This is a genomic window from Streptomyces deccanensis (assembly GCF_022385335.1).
Classification (GTDB): Bacteria; Actinomycetota; Actinomycetes; order Streptomycetales; family Streptomycetaceae; genus Streptomyces; species Streptomyces deccanensis.
Genome location: NZ_CP092431.1, coordinates 2,170,974 through 2,190,042, shown reverse-complemented (window position 1 = coordinate 2,190,042; position 19,069 = coordinate 2,170,974). Strand labels below are relative to the sequence as shown.

Here is a 19,069-nt window from a genome sequence, read left to right as displayed (position 1 = left end):
ACGCACGACCGTTGACCGACATACCGTCCGGTCAGTACGTTCCCGGGAACGTCCCCGCACCCACCGGAGTGTGCTCACATGGACACCGCTCCCGTTTCCGTCCCCACCACCACCTCCCGCCCCCAGAGCCACCGCAAGGTGGCCACCGCCGCGGCGCTCGCCTCGGCGGTGGAGTGGTACGACTACTTCGTCTTCGGCATAGCCGCCGCCCTCGTCCTGGGCGACCTCTACTTCCCGGCCGGCAGCTCCTCCGCAGGAGTCCTCGCCGCGTTCGCCACCTTCGCCGTCGGCTTCCTCGCCCGCCCCCTCGGCGGCGTCGTCGCCGGTCACCTCGGCGACAAACGGGGCCGCAAGCCGATGCTCGTCCTGGCGCTCACCCTGATGGGCGTCGCCACCACCGGCATCGGCCTCCTCCCCACGTACGAGACGATCGGGATCGCCGCTCCGGTCCTGCTCGTCCTCCTCCGCGTCGCCCAGGGCGTGGCCGTCGGCGCCCAGTGGGGCGGCGCGATGCTGCTGGCCACCGAGTACGCCCCCGAGGGCAAGCGCGGGGTGTACGGCAGCTTCGTCCAACTCGGCGTCCCCATCGGTGTGGTGAGCGCCAACACGATGTTCCTGGTCGTGGGCGCGGCCACCAGCGACTCGGCCTTCGCCGCCTGGGGCTGGCGCGTGCCCTTCCTGGTCGGGCTGTTCGTCCTCGGTCTCGCCTGGTACATCCACCGCCACGTCGAGGAGACCCCTGAGTTCCGGGCAGCGGAAAGGGAGTTGGCGGAGAAGGAGAAGGGCGAGAAGGGCTCCCCGCTCAGGACGATCCTGCGCGGTCATCTCGGTACGGTCTTCCTGGCCGGCGGCTCCTTCGCCGTGAACACCGCGACGTTCTACATCCTCATCACCGGTGTCCTCGACTACACCACCCGCGAACTCGACATGAAACGCAGTGCCGTCCTCGCGGTCTCCCTGTGTGTCAGCCTCACCCAACTGGTGCTGATCCCCGCCGCCGCGGCCCTCTCCGACCGCGTCGGCAGGATCCGGATCTACGCGTTCGGCGCGGCCGGCATCGCCCTGTGGGCCGTCCCGCTGTTCCTGCTCATCGACACGGGCTCCCTGCTGTGGCTCGCCGTAGGCACCTTCGTCGCCAGCTGCTTCCTCAGCATCATGTACGGCCCCCAGGCCGCCCTGTTCGCCGAGCTGTTCACCCCCGAGATGCGCTACACGGGTGCTTCCCTCGGCTACCAGATCGCCGCGGTGCTCGGCGGCGGCCTCGCCCCGTTCCTGATGGTCCTCCTCCTGGAGGCCACCGGCACGTCCCTCGCGGTGTCCGCGTACATCATCGTGCTCTCGGTGATCGCCCTGATCTCGATCAAGATCCTCGCGGGGAGGGCGAGTTCACGAGCCGAGAGCTAGCCCGCTCCGGCCAACCCCCTCGCGCAGACGGCCCCGGCCGCGGTTCCGGACTCCGGTCCGGGCCGCGGCCCGGACCGTTCGCGGCGCGAGGGCCCGCACCCCCGGCACCGCCCTACCGGGACCCCACCCGCTCGTACTGCTGCTCCAACCCGTCCAACAGCGCCCGCAGCCCCACCTCGAACGCCCGCTCGTCGACCTTCTGCTGCTGTTCGGCCAGCAGGTGTGCCTGGCCGAGATGCGGATAGTCGGCGGGGTCGTAGGCGCTCTCGTCGTCCACGAACCCCCCGGCGAACGAGCCGATCGCGGAGCCCATGATGAAGTACCGCATCAGCGCCCCGATGGACGTGGCCTGGGCCGCCGGCCACCCCGCCTCGACCATCGCCCCGAACACGACGTCCGCGACCCGCAGCCCCGCCGGCCGCCGCCCCGGTCCCCGCGCGAGGATCGGCACGATGTTGGGGTGGTCGCGCAGTGCCGCCCGGTACGACACGGCCCAGTCGTGCAGCGCGGTCCGCCAGTCCCGCCCGTCGCGGAACATGGACAGGTCGACCTGCGCGCTCACCGAGTCGGCGACCGCCTCCAGGATCTGGTCCATGGTGCGGAAGTGGTTGTAGAGGGAGGGCCCGCTCACCCCGAGTTCGGCGGCGAGCCGTCGCGTGGAGACCGCCGCCAGCCCTTCCGCGTCCACCAGAGCCCGCGCCGTCTCCACGATGCGGTCGGTGCTCAACAAGGGCTTGCGCGGTCGGGCCATGGCGCACATAGTAGGGCTGCGAGCTAAAACTAGCAGTGGTAATTAAACGGGGAACGGACGAGAGGCGGGCCGCGTGAACCTGGAGCTCAGCGAGGAACAGACCGCCGCGCGCCGACTCGCGAGCGACTTCGTGGAGCGCGAGATCGCCCCGCATGTCATCGAGTGGGACCGCGCCGAGAACGTCGACCGGGCGATCGTGAAGAAGCTCGGCGAGGTCGGCTTCCTGGGGCTCACCGTCGACGAGGAGTACGGCGGATCCGGCGGCGACCACCTCACGTACTGCCTGGTCACCGAGGAGCTGGGGCGCGGGGACTCCTCCGTGCGCGGCATCGTCTCCGTCTCCCTCGGCCTGGTCGCGAAGACGATCGCGGCCTGGGGCGACGAGGAGCAGAAGCGCCGCTGGCTGCCGGGGCTCACGGCGGGGGAGTACGTCGGCTGCTTCGGTCTCACCGAACCCGGCACCGGCTCCGACGCGGGCAACCTCGCCACCCGGGCCGTCCGGGACGGCGACAGCTACGTCATCAGCGGCACCAAGATGTTCATCACCAACGGCACCTGGGCCGACGTCGTCCTGCTCTTCGCCCGCTCCACCGACGCCCCCGGCCACAAGGGCGTCTCCGCCTTCCTCGTCCCCACCGACACCCCCGGCCTCACCCGGCGGACCATCCACGGCAAGCTCGGCCTGCGCGGCCAGGCCACCGCCGAACTGGTCCTGGAGGACGTCCGCGTCCCCGCCTCCGCGATGCTCGGCCCCGAGGGCAAGGGCTTCACCGTCGCCATGTCCGCGCTCGCCAAGGGCCGGATGTCGGTCGCCGCCGGCTGCGTCGGCATCGCGCAGGCCGCGCTGGACGCGGCGGTCCGCTACGCCGGTGAGCGCGAGCAGTTCGGCAGGCCCATCGCCCACCACCAGCTCGTCCAGGAACTCATCAGCGACATCGCGGTGGACGTCGACGCGGCCCGGCTGCTGACCTGGCGCGTCGCCGATCTCGTGGACCGGGGCCAGCCCTTCGCCACCGAGGCCAGCAAGGCCAAGCTCTTCGCCTCCGAGGCCGCCGTCCGCGCCGCGAACAATGCCCTCCAGGTCTACGGCGGTTACGGCTACATCGACGAGTACCCGGCCGGAAAGCTCCTGCGCGACGCCCGGGTGATGACCCTCTACGAGGGCACCAGCCAGATACAGAAGCTGCTCATCGGGCGGGCGCTGACGGGCGTTTCGGCCTTCTGAGCTTGAGCTTTGACCTCGCCGTGGATGGTGGTAATCCCTCTCGGGCGGCCACTCCGAGCCGCGAAGAGAGCCCGGGTACCGGCTGGGTAACGTCCTGGACGCAGAACCACACTTCCGGGCCTATCGGCGGCTGACAAAGCGTTGACTTACGCCCGACGACGGGGGGTGCCTGATGGATCGATCGCCACTGATCACACACGTCTCATGGGGGCGGATGGAGGTCGAAGGGCTCGCGACCGACAAGGATCTAGTGTTGTACCCAGGGGGAGGGCACCCCTGGGACTGGAACGAGTACGGGACCCGGCACGATCCGGGGATCCAGCCCGCGGACGTACGAGAACTCCTTGATCGTGGATGTACGGTCGTCGTCCTCAGCCAGGGCATGGAACGGCGGCTGAAGACGATGCCGGAGACGTTGCGGCTGCTTCAAGAAGCGAGCGTGGCCGTGCACGTCGAGGAGACGAGGGGCGCCGTTGACCTGTACAACCAGCTGGCAAGCGAGAGCAAGCCTGTCGGCGGCCTGTTCCACTCGACCTGCTGAGTAGGGTCGGGGCCTGGAAAGGAGGGGCCCGACCTCACCGCCGGGGCCCTCGTCCGCGTATGTGTCCTGGGTGCCGTTACGCGTAGAACGGCCCCGGCGTACTCCAGTTCGTGTTGCCGAAGACGTTCGCGTCCTCGATGGTGACGCTGACGTTCGTGACCTTGAGGCCGCGCTGGGTGGGGGTCGTGCCGTCGGGGCAATTCACCTCCACGGGCGCGAAGTTGACGTAGAAATGCGGCCCGTACTCGCCGGAGTGGTTCCGGTGCGCGTAGAGGATGTAGTTGCTGTCGGGCTCGTAGTACGTCGCCGACAGGGGCTGCTGCTGGGTACGGACCACGAAACTGGTGCTGTGGTCGAACGTGCCGTCCGCGCGCAGACAGCCGAACGTGCGGGCCGTGTCGGCGTACGCCTGGAAGTAGCCGCCGGTGCTGCTCAGGCCCGCGATGTAGCCGGGCTGGTTGCGTACGTTGTGCAGTTCGACGCTCAGCTTGAAGCCGCCGCAGCCTGCCGTCGGGTCGTAGTCGTGGTAGGTGAGCAGGCACTTGCGGTCGCCGAAGTAGGCGGTGGGATCCGGGTTGTAGGGCTGGGGCACCACGGCGCCGTAGAACTTGACGGTCGCGGAGATACCGCCGTCGGTGGCCGCCGGGATCTCGACCGTGGTGGTGGCGTGGGCGGTTCCTGTACCGACCAGGACGAGCAGGGCCCCCGCCAGTAAGGCCGTGGACAGCCGCCCCAGTGTTCTGCGCATGCTCCGCATGTGTGACTTCCCCCCTGTGCACGTGGTGCACCTCACATGAACAGTGACCTGAGCACGCTATCCACCCCTCCGCTCCCACAACCGGGAAACGTCCCAGCCCTCACAACCGGAACGGATGGTCAAGGCCGATGAGGATGCCGTCCCTGAGTCCCGAGTCGCCCGAGCCGAGTCCCGGTGTGCGCGCCGGTTCGGGCGTCGGTGCGGCCTGAGTACGCGAGGGCCGCCGGCTGAGTACCTCGACGGATGTGGTTCGGGCCACATCCGGCGAACCATGTCCCCATGAGTGAGACACCGGTCAAGCAGCAGAACACGGCGGCCTTCTACGGCCAGGCCGTCGCCTCCTTCGCCGTCGCCATGGGCGCCACCGCCGTCGGCATCTACCACCTCGACGCCGACACCTGGGTCCGCGCCTTCCTGGCCATCGCGGTCCTCTACCTCGTGACCTCGTCCTTCACCCTGGCCAAGGTGATCCGCGACCGCCAGGAGGCCGGCCGGATCGTCAGCCGGGTCGACCAGGCCCGGCTGGAGAAGCTCCTCGCCGAGCACGACCCCTTCGAAAAGCTCTGACGACCGGCCCTGAGCGGGGCTTCTAAGCGCTCGCTCACCTTCGGCGGTATGGTGGTGCCGAGCCATCGGAAGGGGCGAACGAGCGATGAGTACGGCGGAGGAGACGGCGGGCGGCGAGCCGCAGCCGTGGGGTGAGGTCAACCCGGACGCGGCCCGGCGGCTGCTGGTGGCCGCCGTGGAGGCCTTCGCCGAGCGTGGCTACCACGCGACGACGACCCGGGACATCGCGGGTCGCGCGGGCATGAGCCCCGCCGCGCTGTACATCCATTACAAGACCAAGGAAGAGCTGCTCCACCGGATCAGCCGCATCGGTCACGAGAAGGCCCTCGACGTCCTGCGTACGGCGGCCCGTTCCGAGGGCGGCCCGGCCGACCGGCTCGCCGAGGCCGTGCGCTCCTTCGTCCGCTGGCACGCGGGACAGCACACCGTCGCCCGTGTCGTGCAGTACGAGCTCGACGCCCTCGGGCCCGACGCCCGCGCCGAGATCGTCACGCTGCGCCGTGAGAACGACGCGGCCGTGCGCGGCATCATCGAGGACGGCGTCGCCTCGGGCGACTTCGACGTCCCCGACGTCCGCGGCACGACGATCGCCATCCTCTCCCTCTGCATCGACGTGGCCCGCTGGTTCAACGTCAACGGTTCCCGCACCCCGGACGAGGTCGGCACCCTCTACGCGGACCTCGTCCTGCGCATGGTGGGCGCGAAGAAGTGACCCTCGACGATCGGATCGACCGTCGAAACATTCGAAGTCTCTGGCCGGTGATGTGACCCCCTCCGCAGGGCTCTTGGCGGGTTGTCGCTGGTGCGGACCGCGAATGTTTCGGGCTCGACGCCGAAAGCATTGACAGTTGGCAGGGGCAGGCCAACACTCCCGGGATGACAGGGCGAACCCCACGAGCCCGAGGAGGACGCGCGCGTATGAGCGACGCACCCGCACCCGCAACCGCACCAGAATCCGCATCGGAATCCGCACCCACCCCGCCCCCCAGCCGCAGGCTCTTCATGAGCGGTGTCTGCGCCACCGCCATGGCCGCGGCGACCACGCTGGCCCTGCCCGGCACGGCCCGCGCGGACACGGTGGTCACCAGCAACCAGACCGGCACGAACAACGGCTTCTACTACTCGTTCTGGACCGACGCCCCGGGCACGGTCTCCATGACCCTGGCCTCCGGCGGCACCTACCGGACCTCCTGGCGGAACACCGGCAACTTCGTCGCCGGCAAGGGCTGGAGCAACGGCTCCCGCAGGACCGTCACCTACTCGGGCAGCTTCAGCCCGTCCGGCAACGCCTATCTGACCCTCTACGGCTGGACGGCCAGTCCGCTCATCGAGTACTACATCGTCGACAACTGGGGCACCTACCGGCCCACGGGCACCTACAAGGGCACGGTCACCAGCGACGGCGGCACGTACGACATCTACAAGACGACGCGGTACAACGCCCCCTCCGTCGAGGGCACCCGCACCTTCGACCAGTACTGGAGCGTGCGGCAGTCGAAGCGGACCGGCGGAAACATCACCACCGGCAACCACTTCGACGCCTGGGCCCGCGCGGGGATGCCCCTCGGCAGTTTCCGCTACTACATGATCATGGCCACCGAGGGATACCGGAGCAGCGGCAGCTCCAGTATCACGGTGTCCCCGTGAGCACCGGACCGCGCCGCTCGCCGCGTCGAGCGGCGCGGCGGCTGGCGGTCGTCGCGACGGCCCTGGTGAGCGCCGTACCCCTGACGCTCACCTCCGCCACGGCGGCACCGGAGCGGGTCGCTGCCTGTACCGGCTATGTCGGGCTCACGTTCGACGACGGTCCGTCCACCAGTACGCAGTCCCTGCTGACCGCGCTGCGGCAGAACGGGCTGAGGGCCACCATGTTCAACCAGGGTCAGTACGCCGCCGCCAACCCCGCCCTGGTCCGGGCGCAGGTCACGGCCGGCATGTGGGTGGCCAACCACAGCTACACCCACCCGCATCTGACCGGGCTGAGCCAGGCGCAGATCGACTCGGAGATCTCCCGGACCCAGGCGGCGATCGCGGGCGCGGGCGGCGGCACCCCGAAGCTGTTCCGGCCGCCGTACGGCGAGACCAACGCGACGGTGAAGGCGGTCGCGGCCAGACACGGCCTGACCGAGATCATCTGGAACGTCGACTCGCAGGACTGGAACGGCGCCGGCACCGACGCGATCGTGCAGGCCGCGGCCCGCCTCACGAACGGCCAGGTCATCCTCATGCACGACTGGTCCGCGAACGCGCGCGCGGCGCTCCCGCGCATCGCGCAGGGGCTGTCCGTCCGTGGTCTGTGCGCGGGAGCGATCTCACCGCAGACCGGCCGCGCCGTGGCGCCCGGGTAGGACACGCTCGTGGCGCGGCGGTCGCGAACGCCGCGCCACGGTCGAGCTCAGAAGTAGAACCGGGACACCGACTCGGCCACGCACACCGGCTTCTCCCCGCCCTCGCGTTCCACGACGACCGCGGCCGTGACCTGGACGCCCCCGCCGACCTCCGTGACGTCCTGGAGGGTCGCGGTGGCGCGCAGTCGGGAGCCGACCGGGACCGGCGCCGGGAAGCGGACCTTGTTGGTGCCGTAGTTCACGCCCATCTTGGCGTTGTCGACCTTGAGGACCTGCGGAACGAACAACGGCAGCAGGGACAGGGTCAGATAGCCGTGGGCGATGGTCGTTCCGAACGGCCCGGCCGCCGCCTTCTCCGGGTCCACATGGATCCACTGGTGGTCGCCGGTGGCCTCGGCGAAGAGATCGATCCGCTTCTGGTCGACCTCCAGCCAGTCGCTGTACCCCAGCGACTCACCCACCGCCGCCTTCAGCTCCTCGGCGGACGTGAAGATCCTCGGCTCTGCCATGTCTCGGCCTCCCTGGTCCCGATGTCTAAGCGACTGCTTAGCATGGTCGGCCGCGCGATCCCTGTCAACGGACCGTGACCCTTTCGGGTATGGGTAGGCTCGGCGGGGTGCCCCAGATCCCTGAGAAGATCCACGAGTTGACCGTCGGCCAGCTGTCGGCCCGTAGCGGCGCCGCCGTCTCCGCGCTGCACTTCTACGAGTCCAAGGGGCTGATCAGCAGCCGCCGCACCACGGGCAACCAGCGCCGTTACAGCCGGGACGCCCTGCGCCGGGTGGCCTTCGTCCGGGCCGCGCAGCGCGTCGGCATCCCGCTCGCCACGATCCGCGAGGCGCTCGCCGAACTGCCCGAGGAACGGACACCGACCCGCGAGGACTGGGCCCATCTCTCCGAGGCCTGGCGGTCCGAGCTGGACGAACGGATCAAGCAGCTGAACCGGCTGCGGGACCACCTCACCGACTGCATCGGCTGCGGCTGTCTGTCCATGGACACCTGTGTGCTCTCCAACCCCGACGACATCTTCGGCGAACGCCAGAGCGGCTCCCGCCTCCTGGTCGAGCGCCGGAAGGCCGAACAGCGGGAACCCGGGAGCTGACAAGTCAGCTCCCGGGTTCCCGCACCCCACGAGTCCCCCGGAGATCCCGTGGGGGGCTGATGGCACCCGGCCCCGGCCTTCATCCGGCCCGGTCGCACCCGGCCCGGTCTTCACCCGGCCGGGTGCCACCGGGTGCGGCCCTCACTCGTACTCCGTGCCGCCCTTGCGGGTCAGGTACGCCGGGCTGACCGCCTTGGCGACGGCCCGTCCACCGGTCACCGGGCTGTACCGCTCGGTGGCCGGCCGGATCACGACGCCCTCGCGCAGGTGCAGCCCGCGCCCGGAGACCGTCTCCCGTCCACTGGCGACCTCCAGGACCCGGTCGACGGCGTACGGGCCCTCGTACAGCCGTGGTACCAGGGGCAGTTCGCCGTCGAGCAGGTCCGGCAGCTCCGCGGCGTCCAGCCAGCGGACCCGGCCGTCGATGTCCGCGGAGACGTCGAAGACGGCGTACCCGAGGGTGTCGCGGCGACCGTCCGCGCCGTATGTCAGGTCCTGCACCCCGGCGCCGTAGACCTCGCCGAAGATCCCGACGCGGCGGGCGCCGAGCCGCTCGGCGAGCCGGGCCGCGACCTCGCCCACCCGGTGACCGTGGACGGCGCGCCAGTACAGATTGCGCGGATCCTCCTTCAGGGCCAGGGACTTCGACCCGAAGCCCTTCGAGGACACCTGGATCCGGCCGCCCTCGGCGAGGTACGTGACCAGGCAGGCCGTGCCGTGCAGCTTCTCCGTCAGGACGACCGGCTCGCCGGGCGTGAAGATGCCGGGGTGGCGCTGGATGTTCTCGATGTCGACCCAGGGCAGCAGATCCGGCGCCGACTCGACCTCACCGCTCATCGTGGGCGGGATCGGCGGCACCCATTTGACGATGCCGAGCCGCTCCGCGAAGTCCGTGCCGTCGGAGACGGCGGCCGTGAGATCGACGTCCGCGAGGGCCCTCGGCCGGCAGACGATGCCCTGCGACAGCTCGCCCCGCAGCCGTACCGCCTTCACCCTGTCCGCGTTGCCGCCCGCCAGCCGGCCGGTGAGCCCCAACTCCTCGATCAGCGCGGCGGGGAGCACGGACTGCTCCGGGATGTACACGGCGGTGTCACCGGTGCGGTACGCCCCCTTCGCCACGACGGCTCGATACAGGCCCACCTGGGCCAGTTCGAGCGCGTCGGCGTTCGGGTGTTCGTGGATCGTCAGCACTTCGGCGGTGACGCGCAGCGTCGACATCGGCCTCTCCTCGGTCCTGGGCGGCTCAGGGGTGTCTCATCGACCCCAACTGTCCGGACGGGAAAGGGGTGGAGCGAGTCAATTTCGGACTGGTAAGAGCGCCCGCGCCGCAACCGCTTTCACCGCAGCTGTGTCATGGACACGGAGGGGTGACGCGGCGCGTCCCCCGGCGAGGCAGGGCAAGAACACAGCAGGGGCACAGTAAGGGCGAGGAGCGCCGATGAGCGTTGTCATCTGTTCGCTGAAGTGGGAGAAGGCACACTCAGGGACACAGCGGATCAGCTACGACCCGGACGGCTACCACCTGGTGCGCTTCCCGTACGAGGCGACCGAGGAGTCGTACGACCCCTGGAAGATGCACGACCCGGCCCAGGGCGGTGGCGCCGCCTCCACGTTCCCCGACCCGCGCTCCGGACTGATCTGGCCCAGCCACGACGGCTGGGGCGTGCTGTCGGCGATGGTGTTCTGGGAGGCCGACGCCAGGACGCTGGAGTACCGCACCCGCTTCGTGCGCGACCCCCTGAACCTGACGAAGAAGAAGTACGACTCCACGGGCACGACGGACAGTGTGAGCACCCGGGGCGGCCAGTACCGCACCTGCGTGTGGCAGATGTTCGTGCACAAGGGCATGCCGCTGGGCCTGAAGATATCCGCGCGGGGGGCGGGGGACACCAAGCGGGCCACGGCGATCACCCTCGCCGAGTTCAAGCTCGCCATCCACACGGACGTCAAAAGGCCCTGACGTCGCGCCGTGGAGGCACAAACACGGGGGTGCGGCATCCCCGGCGCACCCCCGCCGAGCTAGGCCGAGACCAGCAGCCGTCCGCGCCTGGACTCCGCCAGGGCCTCGGGCGTGAGCACCGGTCGTGGCACCACGATTCCGCACTCCGTGCAGACCGGGCCCGAGGACGGTTCGTGGGCCAGGTCGTACATCCAGACGAGGCGCTCACCCTCGCACACCGGGCAGGTCGAGCCCGGTTCGCGCTCCAGCGCGGCGATGAGCCGGCGCAGCACCTCCGCCAGGGGTTCCCGGGGATGGACCTTCGGGTCGTCGCACCACGCGACGCCGAAACCGCCCCAGGTCAGCCGGTGCCAGTCGTCGACACTGCCCGGCCTGCGCAGCCCGTCGTACTTCTCCTTCTTGCGGCGCCGCGCGAACTGCACCTCGTAGTCGAGCCAGACGGAGCGGGCCTCTTCCAACTCCTCCAGTGCGGCCACGAGCCGCGCCGGGTCGGGGTTGCGGTCCTCGGGGCCGAAGCCGGCCCGCGAGCACAAGTGGTCCCACGTCGCCCGATGCCCGTAGGGGGCGAACCTCTCAAGGCACTTGCGCAGCGAATACCGCCGCAGTGCCAGGTCGCACCTGGGATCTCGCACCTGTCTTGCCAGACTCCGGAAACCGGCCATCGCCCTGCACCTCCGTCACACCTGCACCTGTACTTCGGTCACTTCGGCGTCGTCGTCGGGACGTCGCCGAATAGACGTATCGACACGCGATTCGGCTCCATCCGATTTCCGATGACCTCCATAAGTCGTCAACTGAGCCGTTCACGGACCGTTCCTGCCTACGCCTGACTGCCTCTGACGTCTTGTCGCGCTTCTTGTCGTACTTGGTGTCGCGCTTCTTGTTGTGCTTCCTCTTGGGCTTACGACTACTTCTGAGTACCTGTTCACGCTGTGCGTCACCTGTCCGTCGACGGTGATTCCAAAAACGTGACGCTTGCTCATCTTCAAAGTCGGGGATACCGGCGGTAACATCCGGCCCACCCCCGTCAGGAGGAGCTGCCATGCCCTGGCGCACCCCACGCACCTCACGCAACGCACCGGACAGACTGAGAACTCCCCGTGGATTCCCGGAGTTCCTCAAGGCCGCCTCCCTATGCGCACTCGTTGCCGGTCTTTTGTCGCCTCTTTCCCCGGCTTCCCCGGCGGCGGCCGCCGACACCGGGTCCGTGCAGGCCGCGGCGGTCACCGACCACTGCGGCGGACAGTGCTCCGACATCCTGCCGCCCGGCCAGAACGGCAACGCCACCCTCGCCCAGATCCTGCTCAACCAGGGGTTCGGCTCCATGCCGGAGAACGCGAGCAACCAGCTCGGCCCCTACAACAACCTGGCCACCGGCTACCCGGGCCTCACCAACTCCACCATCAACACCTTCTTCAACGACGCCTCCTTCGGTGTGGCCGCCGACCAGGTCGCCTCCACCCTGAAGCCGGCCGGCCGCACCGACGTCACGATCGTCCGCGACAAGAAGACCGGTGTGCCGCACATCACGGGCACCACCCGCTACGGCACCGAGTTCGGCGCGGGCTACGCCGCCGCCCAGGACCGGCTGTGGCTGATGGACGTCTTCCGGCACGTCGGCCGCGGCAAGCTGACCCCGTTCGCGGGCGGCGCCCCCTCCAACCAGGGCCTGGAGCAGGAGTTCTGGCGCCACGCCCCCTACACCGAGGCCGACCTCCAGGCCCAGATCGACAAGGCGGTCGCCGCCAACGGCGAGCGCGGTCGGCTGGCCCTCGCCGACGTCAACGCGTACGTCGCCGGCATCAACGCCTACATCGACGCCTCCGACAGCGGCCGCTACTTCCCCGGCGAGTACGTCCTGACCGGCCACAAGGACTCCGTCACCAACGCCGGCACCATCGAGAAGTTCAAGCCCACCGACCTGGTCGCCCTGGCCTCCGTCATCGGCGCCCTCTTCGGCTCCGGCGGCGGCGGCGAGGTCAACAACGCCCTCTCGCTGCTGGCCGCCCAGGAGAAGTACGGCGTCACCGAGGGCACCGAGGTCTGGGAGTCCTTCCGCGAGCGCAACGACCCCGAGGCCGCCCTCACCGTCCACGACGGCAGCTTCCCGTACGCCACCAAGCCCGCGAACCCGCAGGGCATGGCCCTCCCCGACGACGGCACGGTCACCGAGGAACCCCTCGTGTACGACCGCACCGGCAGCGCCGCCACCTCGGCCTCCAGGAACCTCTCCTCCCAGGCCACCGACAGCGCCCTCAGCTCGGCCCGGCGCGGCATGTCCAACGCCCTCGTCGTCAGCGGCGAGCACACCGCGAGCGGCCACCCCGTCGCCGTCTTCGGCCCGCAGACCGGCTACTTCGCGCCCCAACTCCTCATGCTCCAGGAGATCCAGGGCCCGGGCATCAGCGCCCGTGGCGCCTCCTTCGCGGGCCTGAGCATGTACGTCGAGCTGGGCCGGGGCCAGGACTACGCCTGGAGCGCCACCACCTCCGGCCAGGACATCATCGACGCGTACGCCGTCGAGCTGTGCCAGGACGACGTCCACTACCTCTACCACGGCACCTGCACGGCCATGGAGAAGATCGAGCAGACCAACGCCTGGAAGCCCACCACCGCCGACTCCACCCCGGCGGGTTCGTACCGCATGCAGGTCTGGCGCACCAAGTACGGCCCCGTGACCCACCGCGCCACGGTCGACGGCAAGAAGGTCGCCTACACCACCCTGCGCTCCTCGTACCTGAACGAGGCCGAGTCGATCATCGGTTTCCAGATGCTGAACGACCCGGACTACGTCAAGGGCCCCGAGACCTTCCAGAAGGCCGTCCAGAACATCAACTACACGTTCAACTGGTTCTACGCCGACTCCACGCACACGGCGTACTACAACAGCGGCGACAACCCGGTGCGCGCGGCGAGCGTCGACCCCGAGTTCCCGGCCTGGGCGCAGTCGGCCTACGAGTGGCGGGGCTGGAACCCCACCACCAACACCGCCGACTACACCCCGCCCTCCGCCCACCCCAACTCCGTCGACCAGGACTACTACATCTCCTGGAACAACAAACAGGCCGCCGACTACACCACCGCCCCCTGGGGCAACGGCTCCGTCCACCGCGGCAACCTCCTCGACGACCGCGTCAAACGCCTGGTCGCCGCGGGCGGTGTCACCCGGGCCTCGCTGACCAAGGCCATGGCCGAGGCGGGCCTCGCCGACCTGCGGGCCGAGGACGTCGTCCCCGACCTGCTCAAGGTCATCAACAGCGGCACGGTCACGGACTCCGCGGCCGCCGCGGCGGTCACCAAGCTCCAGACCTGGGTCACGTCCGGCTCGAAACGCACGGAGACCTCCGCCGGTTCGAAGACCTACGCCAACGCCGAGGCCATCCGCATCCTGGACGCCTGGTGGCCCCTGCTGGTGAAGGCCGAGTTCGAACCCGGCCTCGGCACCGATCTCTACAACGCCATCACCGCCAACCTGCCCGTCGACGAGTCCCCGTCCGCCGCGCACGGCCCGACCGGCTCGCACGCCGGCAGCTCCTTCCAGTACGGCTGGTGGAGCTACGTCGACAAGGACATCCGCTCGGTGCTGGGCGAAACCGTGCGGGGCCCGCTGGCGAACCAGTACTGCGGCGGCGGCAGTCTCAGCGCCTGCCGCACGCTCCTGATCAACACCCTCAAGGAGGCGGCCGGCAAGACAGCCGCGCAGGTCTACCCCGGCGACGCGTACTGCTCGGCGGGCGACCAGTGGTGCGCCGACTCGATCATCCAGCAGCCCCTGGGCGGCATCAAGCACAACAAGATCAGCTGGCAGAACCGGCCGACCTACCAGCAGGTCGTGGAGTTCACCTCACACCGGTGAGCCGCCGCCGTCGCCTGCGGGCGACGCCGGTGAACGTGTGACGGCGGCGGGCCGGGATCAGGTGATCCGGCCCGCCGCCAGCACCACCCGGGCCAGCTCGCGGTGGCAGATGTCGCTGTGGGCGCCGGAGGGCGCGCCGCCGCGCTTCACCACGGCCGAGGCGTCGATGTTCACACACCCCGTCGTCGGCAGCTGGGCCGTGAGCGCGTCGGCCAGCTTGAACGACCGCGTGCCCTTGACGGCCTGCACCCCGCCGTAGCCGAGGGCGCCCCACTTCCTGCCCAGCAGGCTGTTGACGCTCAGCCCCAGCACCGTGCGCGCGTCGCCCGCCATCCGGGAGGCCAACGGGTAGATCGTGCCGAGCGCCGAGTCGTGTTTGGAGTGGCAGCACACCAACGGGCCGTCGACACGCTTCTGTTGGCCGCTCAACACACCGCTCGACCCCGTGTCGTGCGGCAGCCGGGCCGCGAACGCGTAGTGCGAGAAGGCGGCCTGAAGGAGCGTCACCGACTTGACGCTGTGCACGCCCTCGGGCAGCCCGCGCAGCGCGAACGACACCAGACGGGCGCCGAAGCTGTGCCCGACGAGGTGCACCCGCACCTGCGGCGAGGTCCGCGCGAGTCGTCCGAGCAGCGGCCCGAGCCCCCGCTCGCCGACCGTCCCCGCCCGGCGCTTCATCGCGAAGTAGGTCGCCTGACGCAGGAGTTCGTGGGCGCCGTCCCACGCCTGGGGCGGCGTGATGGCGGCCCCGGTGGGCACCCCCGAGGTCTCGACCTCCGCCAGCGCCGCCGCGAAGTCCGCGCACACCGCCACCGTGTCCCCGCACAGCATCCCGGGCAGGCCCTCTGGCACCCCTCCCGTGACGGTGTCCGCCGCGAACGCGCCCTGCGGCCCCTGCGGCTCCACCTCGACCAGCAGCCGCACGAGTCGGCCGAACTCCTCCAACGAGGTATCCGCGTCCGGCCGTTGCTCCAGCAGCCGGGCCAACTGCTCGACGACGGTGGCCCGCTCGGGGAAGACCTCCACCAGCGCGTTCCGCGTGTGCTTGTCGAGCGCGGGGCGGCCGGGCGCGAGGGCCGGCACCGGCTTGAAGTCCGGAATCGGCTCGTCCGAGAACCGCATCGAGGGCCACAGCACTCCGACGTACCCCAGCTTCGCCTTCGGCGCGAGTGTGGGGAACGGCTCGAAGAAGCGGCTGTAGAGCCGGGTCGCGCCGGACCGGTCGCTGTTCCAGCCGTGCGCGAAGACGACCAGATCCGCCACCCCGCGCTTGCGTACGCCGTCGAGCAGCCGGTCCCGTTGACCGGTGTCCACGTCCCCGTCCGCGTCGAAGGTCAGTTCCCAGTAGGGAGTCACGCTCATTCCCGGATCCGCCATGACGAGCCCCCTTCGGCCCCCGTTGGTGATGCGCTCAGGCGCATGGTCCTGCCAACGGCGAAAGATGGCCATACGTCACGTACGACCGGACTCGTGATCCGACCACCAGGCCCTAGCGGTACAGCAGATACTCCTTGCGCACCCTGCGGAACGCGGCCAGCTCCTCCTGCCAGCCGGCCACGACCTCGTCCGTGTCCGCCCCCGCGTCGATCATCGTCCGCACCCGCGCCGAACCGGTCAGCTTGTCGATCCAGTTGTCCGGCCGCCAGGCGAACCCGCTCCACACCGCCCTGGCGGTCACCAGCAGACCGATCCCGGTGCGCACGGGGTCGTACGCGGCCCGGTCGTGGACATGGATCTGCACCCCGCCGACGGTCTTCCCCTGGAACTTGGAGAACGTCGGCGCGAAGTACGCCTCCCTGAAGTGCGCCCCGGGCAGGCCCAGTTCGTTCGCGGCGGCCGCCCACCGCCGGTCGATCCCCTCCGCGCCGAGCAGCTCGAACGGCCGCGTGGTCCCCCGCCCCTCCGACAGGTTCGTCCCCTCGAAGAGACACGTCCCCGAGTAGACGAGCGCGGTGTCCGGCGTCGGCATGTTCGGGCTCGGCGGCACCCACGGCAGCCCGGACTCGTCGTAGAACCGTGACCGCTTCCACCCCGACATCAGTACGGTCTCCAGCGGTACGGGCGTGGTGAGGAACTCCCCGTTGAACAGGCGCGCCAGCTCCGCCACCGTCATCCCGTGCGCCTGCGCGATGGGCTGCCGCCCGACGAACGTCGCGAACTCCTTGTGCAGCACGGGGCCTTGGGCGGCGCGTCCGGTCACCGGGTTCGGCCGGTCCAGCACGACGAAGCGCTTCCCGGCCAGCTGAGCCGCCTCCATGCAGTCGTACAGCGTCCAGATGTACGTGTAGAAGCGGGCGCCCACGTCCTGGATGTCGAAGACGATCGTGTCCACGCCGGAGGCGGTGAAGATGTCCGCGAGGGGACGGCCGCTCTTCTGGTACGTGTCGTACACGGGCAGCCCCGTCGCCGGGTCGTCGTGGCGGCCCTCGGAGCCGCCGGCCTGGGCGGTGCCGCGAAAGCCGTGCTCCGGGCCGAAGACGGCCCTCAGGTCCACGCGGTCGTCGGCGTGCATCACGTCCACGATGTGGCGGGCGTCGCGGGTGACGCCGGTCGGGTTGGTGACGATGCCGACCTTCTGGCCGCCGAGCAGTTTGTAGCCGTCGTGGGTGAGCCGCTCGAAGCCGGTGCGGAGCCCTGGGCGGGCTGCCTCGGCCGGGGGTGCGGTGGTGAGGCCGGCGGTGGCCGCGGTGGCTGTGGCCGCCGTTGCCGCCGTGGAGGCGGCGAGGAAGGTGCGGCGGGAGAGGTGCATGGGGGTGACCTCCGGGTCGCGGGGCGCTGTCGCTGTCGCGGGAAGCGGTGCTTGGTGAAAGCTAAGCGCTTCCGCGGGTGGTTTGTCGTCTGCGGGTGGGGTGTGGCTGGTCGCGCAGTTCCCCGCGCCCCTTCGGGCGCGGGTGGTGGTGGCGCCCTTTCTCTGGGACATACCGACCGGTTAGTCTGAGCCCCTTGGTGGCCGTTGCTGATGTGTCGCGTCGTGAGGAGACCGATCGTGGGAGCCGTGCAGGGTGCGGGTGTGGTCGTGACCGGGGCCGGTGGGGGGATCGGGGCCGCTCTGGCGCGGCGGTTCGCCGCCGAGGGGGCCCGGGTCGTGGTGAACGATCTGGACGGGGACCGGGCGAAGGCCGTGGCCGACGAGATCGGCGGGATCGCGGTGCCCGGGGACGCCTCGGCGATCGTCACGGCGGCGCGCGACGCGCTCGGCGGGGACGTGGACGTGTACTGCGCGAACGCCGGACTGGCCTCCGGGGGCACGGAGGCGGCCGACGAGAAGGTGTGGGCGCTCGCCTGGGACGTCAACGTGATGGCGCACGTCCGGGCGGCCCACGAACTGCTGCCGGGGTGGCTGGAGCGCGGCAGCGGGCGTTTCGTGTCGACGGTGTCGGCGGCCGGGCTGCTGACGATGATCGGCGCCGCGCCCTACTCCGTCACCAAGCACGGGGCGTACGCCTTCGCCGAGTGGCTCTCCCTCACCTACCGGCACCGGGGGGTCAAGGTGCACGCGATCTGCCCGCAGGGGGTGCGCACCGACATGTTGACGGCCTCCGGCAGCGCGGGCGACCTGGTGCTCGCGCCGACCGCGATCGAGCCGGAGGACGTGGCCGACGCGCTCTTCGAGGGCATCGAGAAGGACCGCTTCCTGATCCTGCCGCACCCCGAGGTGGCCGGTTACTACGCGGCCAGGGCCGCCGATCCGGACCGCTGGCTGACGAACATGAACCACATCCAGCAGAAGTGGGAGACGACCGGCTGACCGCCCTGCCCGGCGGACGAATGCCGGAGAGTGGGATGATCCTCCGGCGGGAGCGCCCGATTCCGCCCGATCGGGAACCGGTCGGCCTCCGGCGGGCGACCAGTAGGCGACAACAGAACCTCGGAAGGCAGGTGGCGGCAGTGCCCAGGACCACGGACGGAGACGGAACGCCCGTCCCGCAGCGGCTGCTGGCCGCCGCCACCCGGCTCTTCGCCGAGCGGGGCTACGACCGCACCTCCGTGCAGGAGATCGTCGAGGCGGCCGGCGTCACCAAGGGCGCGCTGTACCACTACTTCGGCTCCAAGGACGACCTGCTGCACGAGGTGTACGCGCGCGTGCTGCGGATCCAGCAGGAACGGCTGGACGCGTTCGCGGGGGCCGACGCGCCGGTGGAGGAGCGGTTGCGGGGGGCCGCGGCGGACGTCGTCGTCACCACCATCGACAACCTCGACGACGCGTCGATCTTCTTCCGCTCGATGCACCACCTGAGCCCCGAGAAGAACAAGCAGGTCCGTGCTGAGCGCCGCCGGTACCACGAGCGCTTCCGGGCGCTCGTGGAGGAGGGCCAGGAGACCGGGGTCTTCTCCAAGGCGACCCCGGCGGACCTGGTGGTCGACTACCACTTCGGCTCGGTCCACCACCTGTCGACGTGGTACCGCCCCGACGGCCCGATGACCCCCCAGGAGGTCGCGGACCACCTGGCCGACCTGCTGCTGAGGGCCCTGCGACCGTAGGGCGCCTGATAGCTCAAGGGTGCGGGGGTCCGTCGGCGACCGCAGGCCCGGTGGGGCTTCTCGCGCAGTTCCCCGC

At 70.2% G+C, this 19,069-nt stretch carries 19 protein-coding genes; 12 read left to right on the top strand and 7 right to left on the bottom strand.

What is annotated here, in order from left to right:
* Positions 1-78: 78 nt before the first annotated feature.
* Entirely contained in the window at positions 79-1,404 is a 1,326-nt protein-coding gene (locus L3078_RS09780; RefSeq protein ID WP_239753027.1) for an MFS transporter, read from the top strand.
* 112 nt (positions 1,405-1,516) lie between these two features.
* Here the strand turns inward: L3078_RS09780 and L3078_RS09775 are convergent, their stop codons facing one another.
* Positions 1,517-2,155 (bottom strand): TetR/AcrR family transcriptional regulator, encoded by a 639-nt coding sequence (locus L3078_RS09775; RefSeq protein ID WP_239753026.1) that lies wholly within the window; start codon positions 2,153-2,155, stop codon positions 1,517-1,519.
* 73 nt (positions 2,156-2,228) lie between these two features.
* On the opposite strand from L3078_RS09775, the gene L3078_RS09770 reads away from it, so the two are divergent.
* On the top strand, positions 2,229-3,380 hold the full coding sequence (locus L3078_RS09770) for an acyl-CoA dehydrogenase family protein (RefSeq protein ID WP_239753025.1): 1,152 nt from the start codon (positions 2,229-2,231) through the stop codon (positions 3,378-3,380).
* Positions 3,381-3,552: 172 nt separating this feature from the next.
* The gene (locus L3078_RS09765; protein WP_275593133.1) at positions 3,553-3,921 is read left to right on the top strand and encodes an Mth938-like domain-containing protein; all 369 of its coding nucleotides are present in this window, start codon (positions 3,553-3,555) and stop codon (positions 3,919-3,921) included.
* Positions 3,922-3,997: 76 nt separating this feature from the next.
* Here the strand turns inward: L3078_RS09765 and L3078_RS09760 are convergent, their stop codons facing one another.
* Positions 3,998-4,669: a hypothetical protein gene (locus L3078_RS09760; protein ID WP_239753023.1), complete on the bottom strand. Its 672-nt coding sequence runs from the start codon at positions 4,667-4,669 to the stop codon at positions 3,998-4,000.
* 288 nt (positions 4,670-4,957) lie between these two features.
* Between L3078_RS09760 and L3078_RS09755 the strand changes: the two genes are divergently transcribed.
* The 4 genes from L3078_RS09755 to L3078_RS09740 all read left to right on the top strand — a co-directional run bounded on the left by L3078_RS09755 (position 4,958) and on the right by L3078_RS09740 (position 7,593).
* Entirely contained in the window at positions 4,958-5,245 is a 288-nt protein-coding gene (locus L3078_RS09755) for a YiaA/YiaB family inner membrane protein (RefSeq protein ID WP_239753022.1), read from the top strand.
* An 85-nt stretch (positions 5,246-5,330) separates the two neighbouring features.
* Positions 5,331-5,957 carry a TetR/AcrR family transcriptional regulator gene (locus L3078_RS09750; protein ID WP_239753021.1) on the top strand — a complete coding sequence of 209 codons (627 nt, stop codon included), beginning with the start codon at positions 5,331-5,333 and terminating at the stop codon, positions 5,955-5,957.
* Positions 5,958-6,247: 290 nt separating this feature from the next.
* Positions 6,248-6,892, top strand: coding sequence for a glycoside hydrolase family 11 protein (locus L3078_RS09745; RefSeq protein WP_239753020.1), 645 nt, complete (start codon positions 6,248-6,250; stop codon positions 6,890-6,892).
* The gene (locus L3078_RS09740; protein WP_239753019.1) at positions 6,889-7,593 is read left to right on the top strand and encodes a polysaccharide deacetylase family protein; all 705 of its coding nucleotides are present in this window, start codon (positions 6,889-6,891) and stop codon (positions 7,591-7,593) included. The genes L3078_RS09745 and L3078_RS09740 overlap by 4 nt, the downstream gene beginning before the upstream one ends.
* Positions 7,594-7,640: 47 nt before the next feature.
* Here L3078_RS09740 and L3078_RS09735 read toward each other — a convergent pair whose 3' ends face one another.
* Positions 7,641-8,102: a MaoC family dehydratase gene (locus tag L3078_RS09735; RefSeq protein ID WP_239753018.1), complete on the bottom strand. Its 462-nt coding sequence runs from the start codon at positions 8,100-8,102 to the stop codon at positions 7,641-7,643.
* A gap of 107 nt (positions 8,103-8,209) precedes the next feature.
* On the opposite strand from L3078_RS09735, the gene soxR reads away from it, so the two are divergent.
* A complete protein-coding gene (gene soxR, locus L3078_RS09730) occupies positions 8,210-8,695 on the top strand; it encodes a redox-sensitive transcriptional activator SoxR (RefSeq protein ID WP_275593132.1) in 486 nt (161 codons plus the stop codon).
* A 141-nt stretch (positions 8,696-8,836) separates the two neighbouring features.
* Here the strand turns inward: soxR and L3078_RS09725 are convergent, their stop codons facing one another.
* Positions 8,837-9,913 carry an RNA ligase (ATP) gene (locus tag L3078_RS09725; RefSeq protein ID WP_239753016.1) on the bottom strand — a complete coding sequence of 359 codons (1,077 nt, stop codon included), beginning with the start codon at positions 9,911-9,913 and terminating at the stop codon, positions 8,837-8,839.
* 220 nt (positions 9,914-10,133) lie between these two features.
* Here L3078_RS09725 and L3078_RS09720 point away from each other — a divergent pair, with 220 nt between their 5' ends.
* Positions 10,134-10,655, top strand: a complete 522-nt coding sequence (locus tag L3078_RS09720) for a hypothetical protein (protein ID WP_239753015.1) — start codon at positions 10,134-10,136, stop codon at positions 10,653-10,655.
* A gap of 59 nt (positions 10,656-10,714) precedes the next feature.
* On the opposite strand, the gene L3078_RS09715 is transcribed toward L3078_RS09720, so the two are convergent.
* Positions 10,715-11,317, bottom strand: a complete 603-nt coding sequence (locus L3078_RS09715) for a hypothetical protein (protein WP_045557032.1) — start codon at positions 11,315-11,317, stop codon at positions 10,715-10,717.
* Between the two features lie 380 nt (positions 11,318-11,697).
* Between L3078_RS09715 and L3078_RS09710 the strand changes: the two genes are divergently transcribed.
* Positions 11,698-14,511 (top strand): penicillin acylase family protein, encoded by a 2,814-nt coding sequence (locus tag L3078_RS09710; protein WP_239753014.1) that lies wholly within the window; start codon positions 11,698-11,700, stop codon positions 14,509-14,511.
* 57 nt (positions 14,512-14,568) lie between these two features.
* Here L3078_RS09710 and L3078_RS09705 read toward each other — a convergent pair whose 3' ends face one another.
* Both L3078_RS09705 and L3078_RS09700 read right to left on the bottom strand, forming a co-directional pair.
* On the bottom strand, positions 14,569-15,888 hold the full coding sequence (locus tag L3078_RS09705; protein WP_239753013.1) for a serine-threonine protein kinase: 1,320 nt from the start codon (positions 15,886-15,888) through the stop codon (positions 14,569-14,571).
* A gap of 112 nt (positions 15,889-16,000) precedes the next feature.
* Positions 16,001-17,260 (bottom strand): exo-beta-N-acetylmuramidase NamZ family protein, encoded by a 1,260-nt coding sequence (locus L3078_RS09700; RefSeq protein ID WP_239753012.1) that lies wholly within the window; start codon positions 17,258-17,260, stop codon positions 16,001-16,003.
* A gap of 234 nt (positions 17,261-17,494) precedes the next feature.
* Between L3078_RS09700 and L3078_RS09695 the strand changes: the two genes are divergently transcribed.
* Positions 17,495-18,259: an SDR family oxidoreductase gene (locus tag L3078_RS09695; protein ID WP_239760264.1), complete on the top strand. Its 765-nt coding sequence runs from the start codon at positions 17,495-17,497 to the stop codon at positions 18,257-18,259.
* A gap of 140 nt (positions 18,260-18,399) precedes the next feature.
* On the top strand, positions 18,400-18,993 hold the full coding sequence (locus L3078_RS09690; RefSeq protein WP_239753011.1) for a TetR/AcrR family transcriptional regulator: 594 nt from the start codon (positions 18,400-18,402) through the stop codon (positions 18,991-18,993).
* The last annotated feature ends 76 nt before the right edge of the window (positions 18,994-19,069 follow it).

What these genes read in the sequence shown, in the direction of transcription:
- L3078_RS09780 (WP_239753027.1), top strand. Translation starts at nt 79, where the DNA reads ATGGACACCGCTCCCGTTTCCGTCCCCACCACCACCTCCCGCCCCCAG.
- L3078_RS09775 (WP_239753026.1), bottom strand. Translation starts at nt 2,155, where the DNA reads ATGGCCCGACCGCGCAAGCCCTTGTTGAGCACCGACCGCATCGTGGAG.
- L3078_RS09765 (WP_275593133.1), top strand. Translation starts at nt 3,553, where the DNA reads ATGGATCGATCGCCACTGATCACACACGTCTCATGGGGGCGGATGGAG.
- L3078_RS09760 (WP_239753023.1), bottom strand. Translation starts at nt 4,669, where the DNA reads ATGCGCAGAACACTGGGGCGGCTGTCCACGGCCTTACTGGCGGGGGCC.
- L3078_RS09755 (WP_239753022.1), top strand. Translation starts at nt 4,958, where the DNA reads ATGAGTGAGACACCGGTCAAGCAGCAGAACACGGCGGCCTTCTACGGC.
- L3078_RS09750 (WP_239753021.1), top strand. Translation starts at nt 5,331, where the DNA reads ATGAGTACGGCGGAGGAGACGGCGGGCGGCGAGCCGCAGCCGTGGGGT.
- L3078_RS09745 (WP_239753020.1), top strand. Translation starts at nt 6,248, where the DNA reads ATGAGCGGTGTCTGCGCCACCGCCATGGCCGCGGCGACCACGCTGGCC.
- L3078_RS09735 (WP_239753018.1), bottom strand. Translation starts at nt 8,102, where the DNA reads ATGGCAGAGCCGAGGATCTTCACGTCCGCCGAGGAGCTGAAGGCGGCG.
- L3078_RS09725 (WP_239753016.1), bottom strand. Translation starts at nt 9,913, where the DNA reads ATGTCGACGCTGCGCGTCACCGCCGAAGTGCTGACGATCCACGAACAC.
- L3078_RS09720 (WP_239753015.1), top strand. Translation starts at nt 10,134, where the DNA reads ATGAGCGTTGTCATCTGTTCGCTGAAGTGGGAGAAGGCACACTCAGGG.
- L3078_RS09715 (WP_045557032.1), bottom strand. Translation starts at nt 11,317, where the DNA reads ATGGCCGGTTTCCGGAGTCTGGCAAGACAGGTGCGAGATCCCAGGTGC.
- L3078_RS09710 (WP_239753014.1), top strand. Translation starts at nt 11,698, where the DNA reads ATGCCCTGGCGCACCCCACGCACCTCACGCAACGCACCGGACAGACTG.
- L3078_RS09705 (WP_239753013.1), bottom strand. Translation starts at nt 15,888, where the DNA reads ATGGCGGATCCGGGAATGAGCGTGACTCCCTACTGGGAACTGACCTTC.
- L3078_RS09700 (WP_239753012.1), bottom strand. Translation starts at nt 17,260, where the DNA reads ATGCACCTCTCCCGCCGCACCTTCCTCGCCGCCTCCACGGCGGCAACG.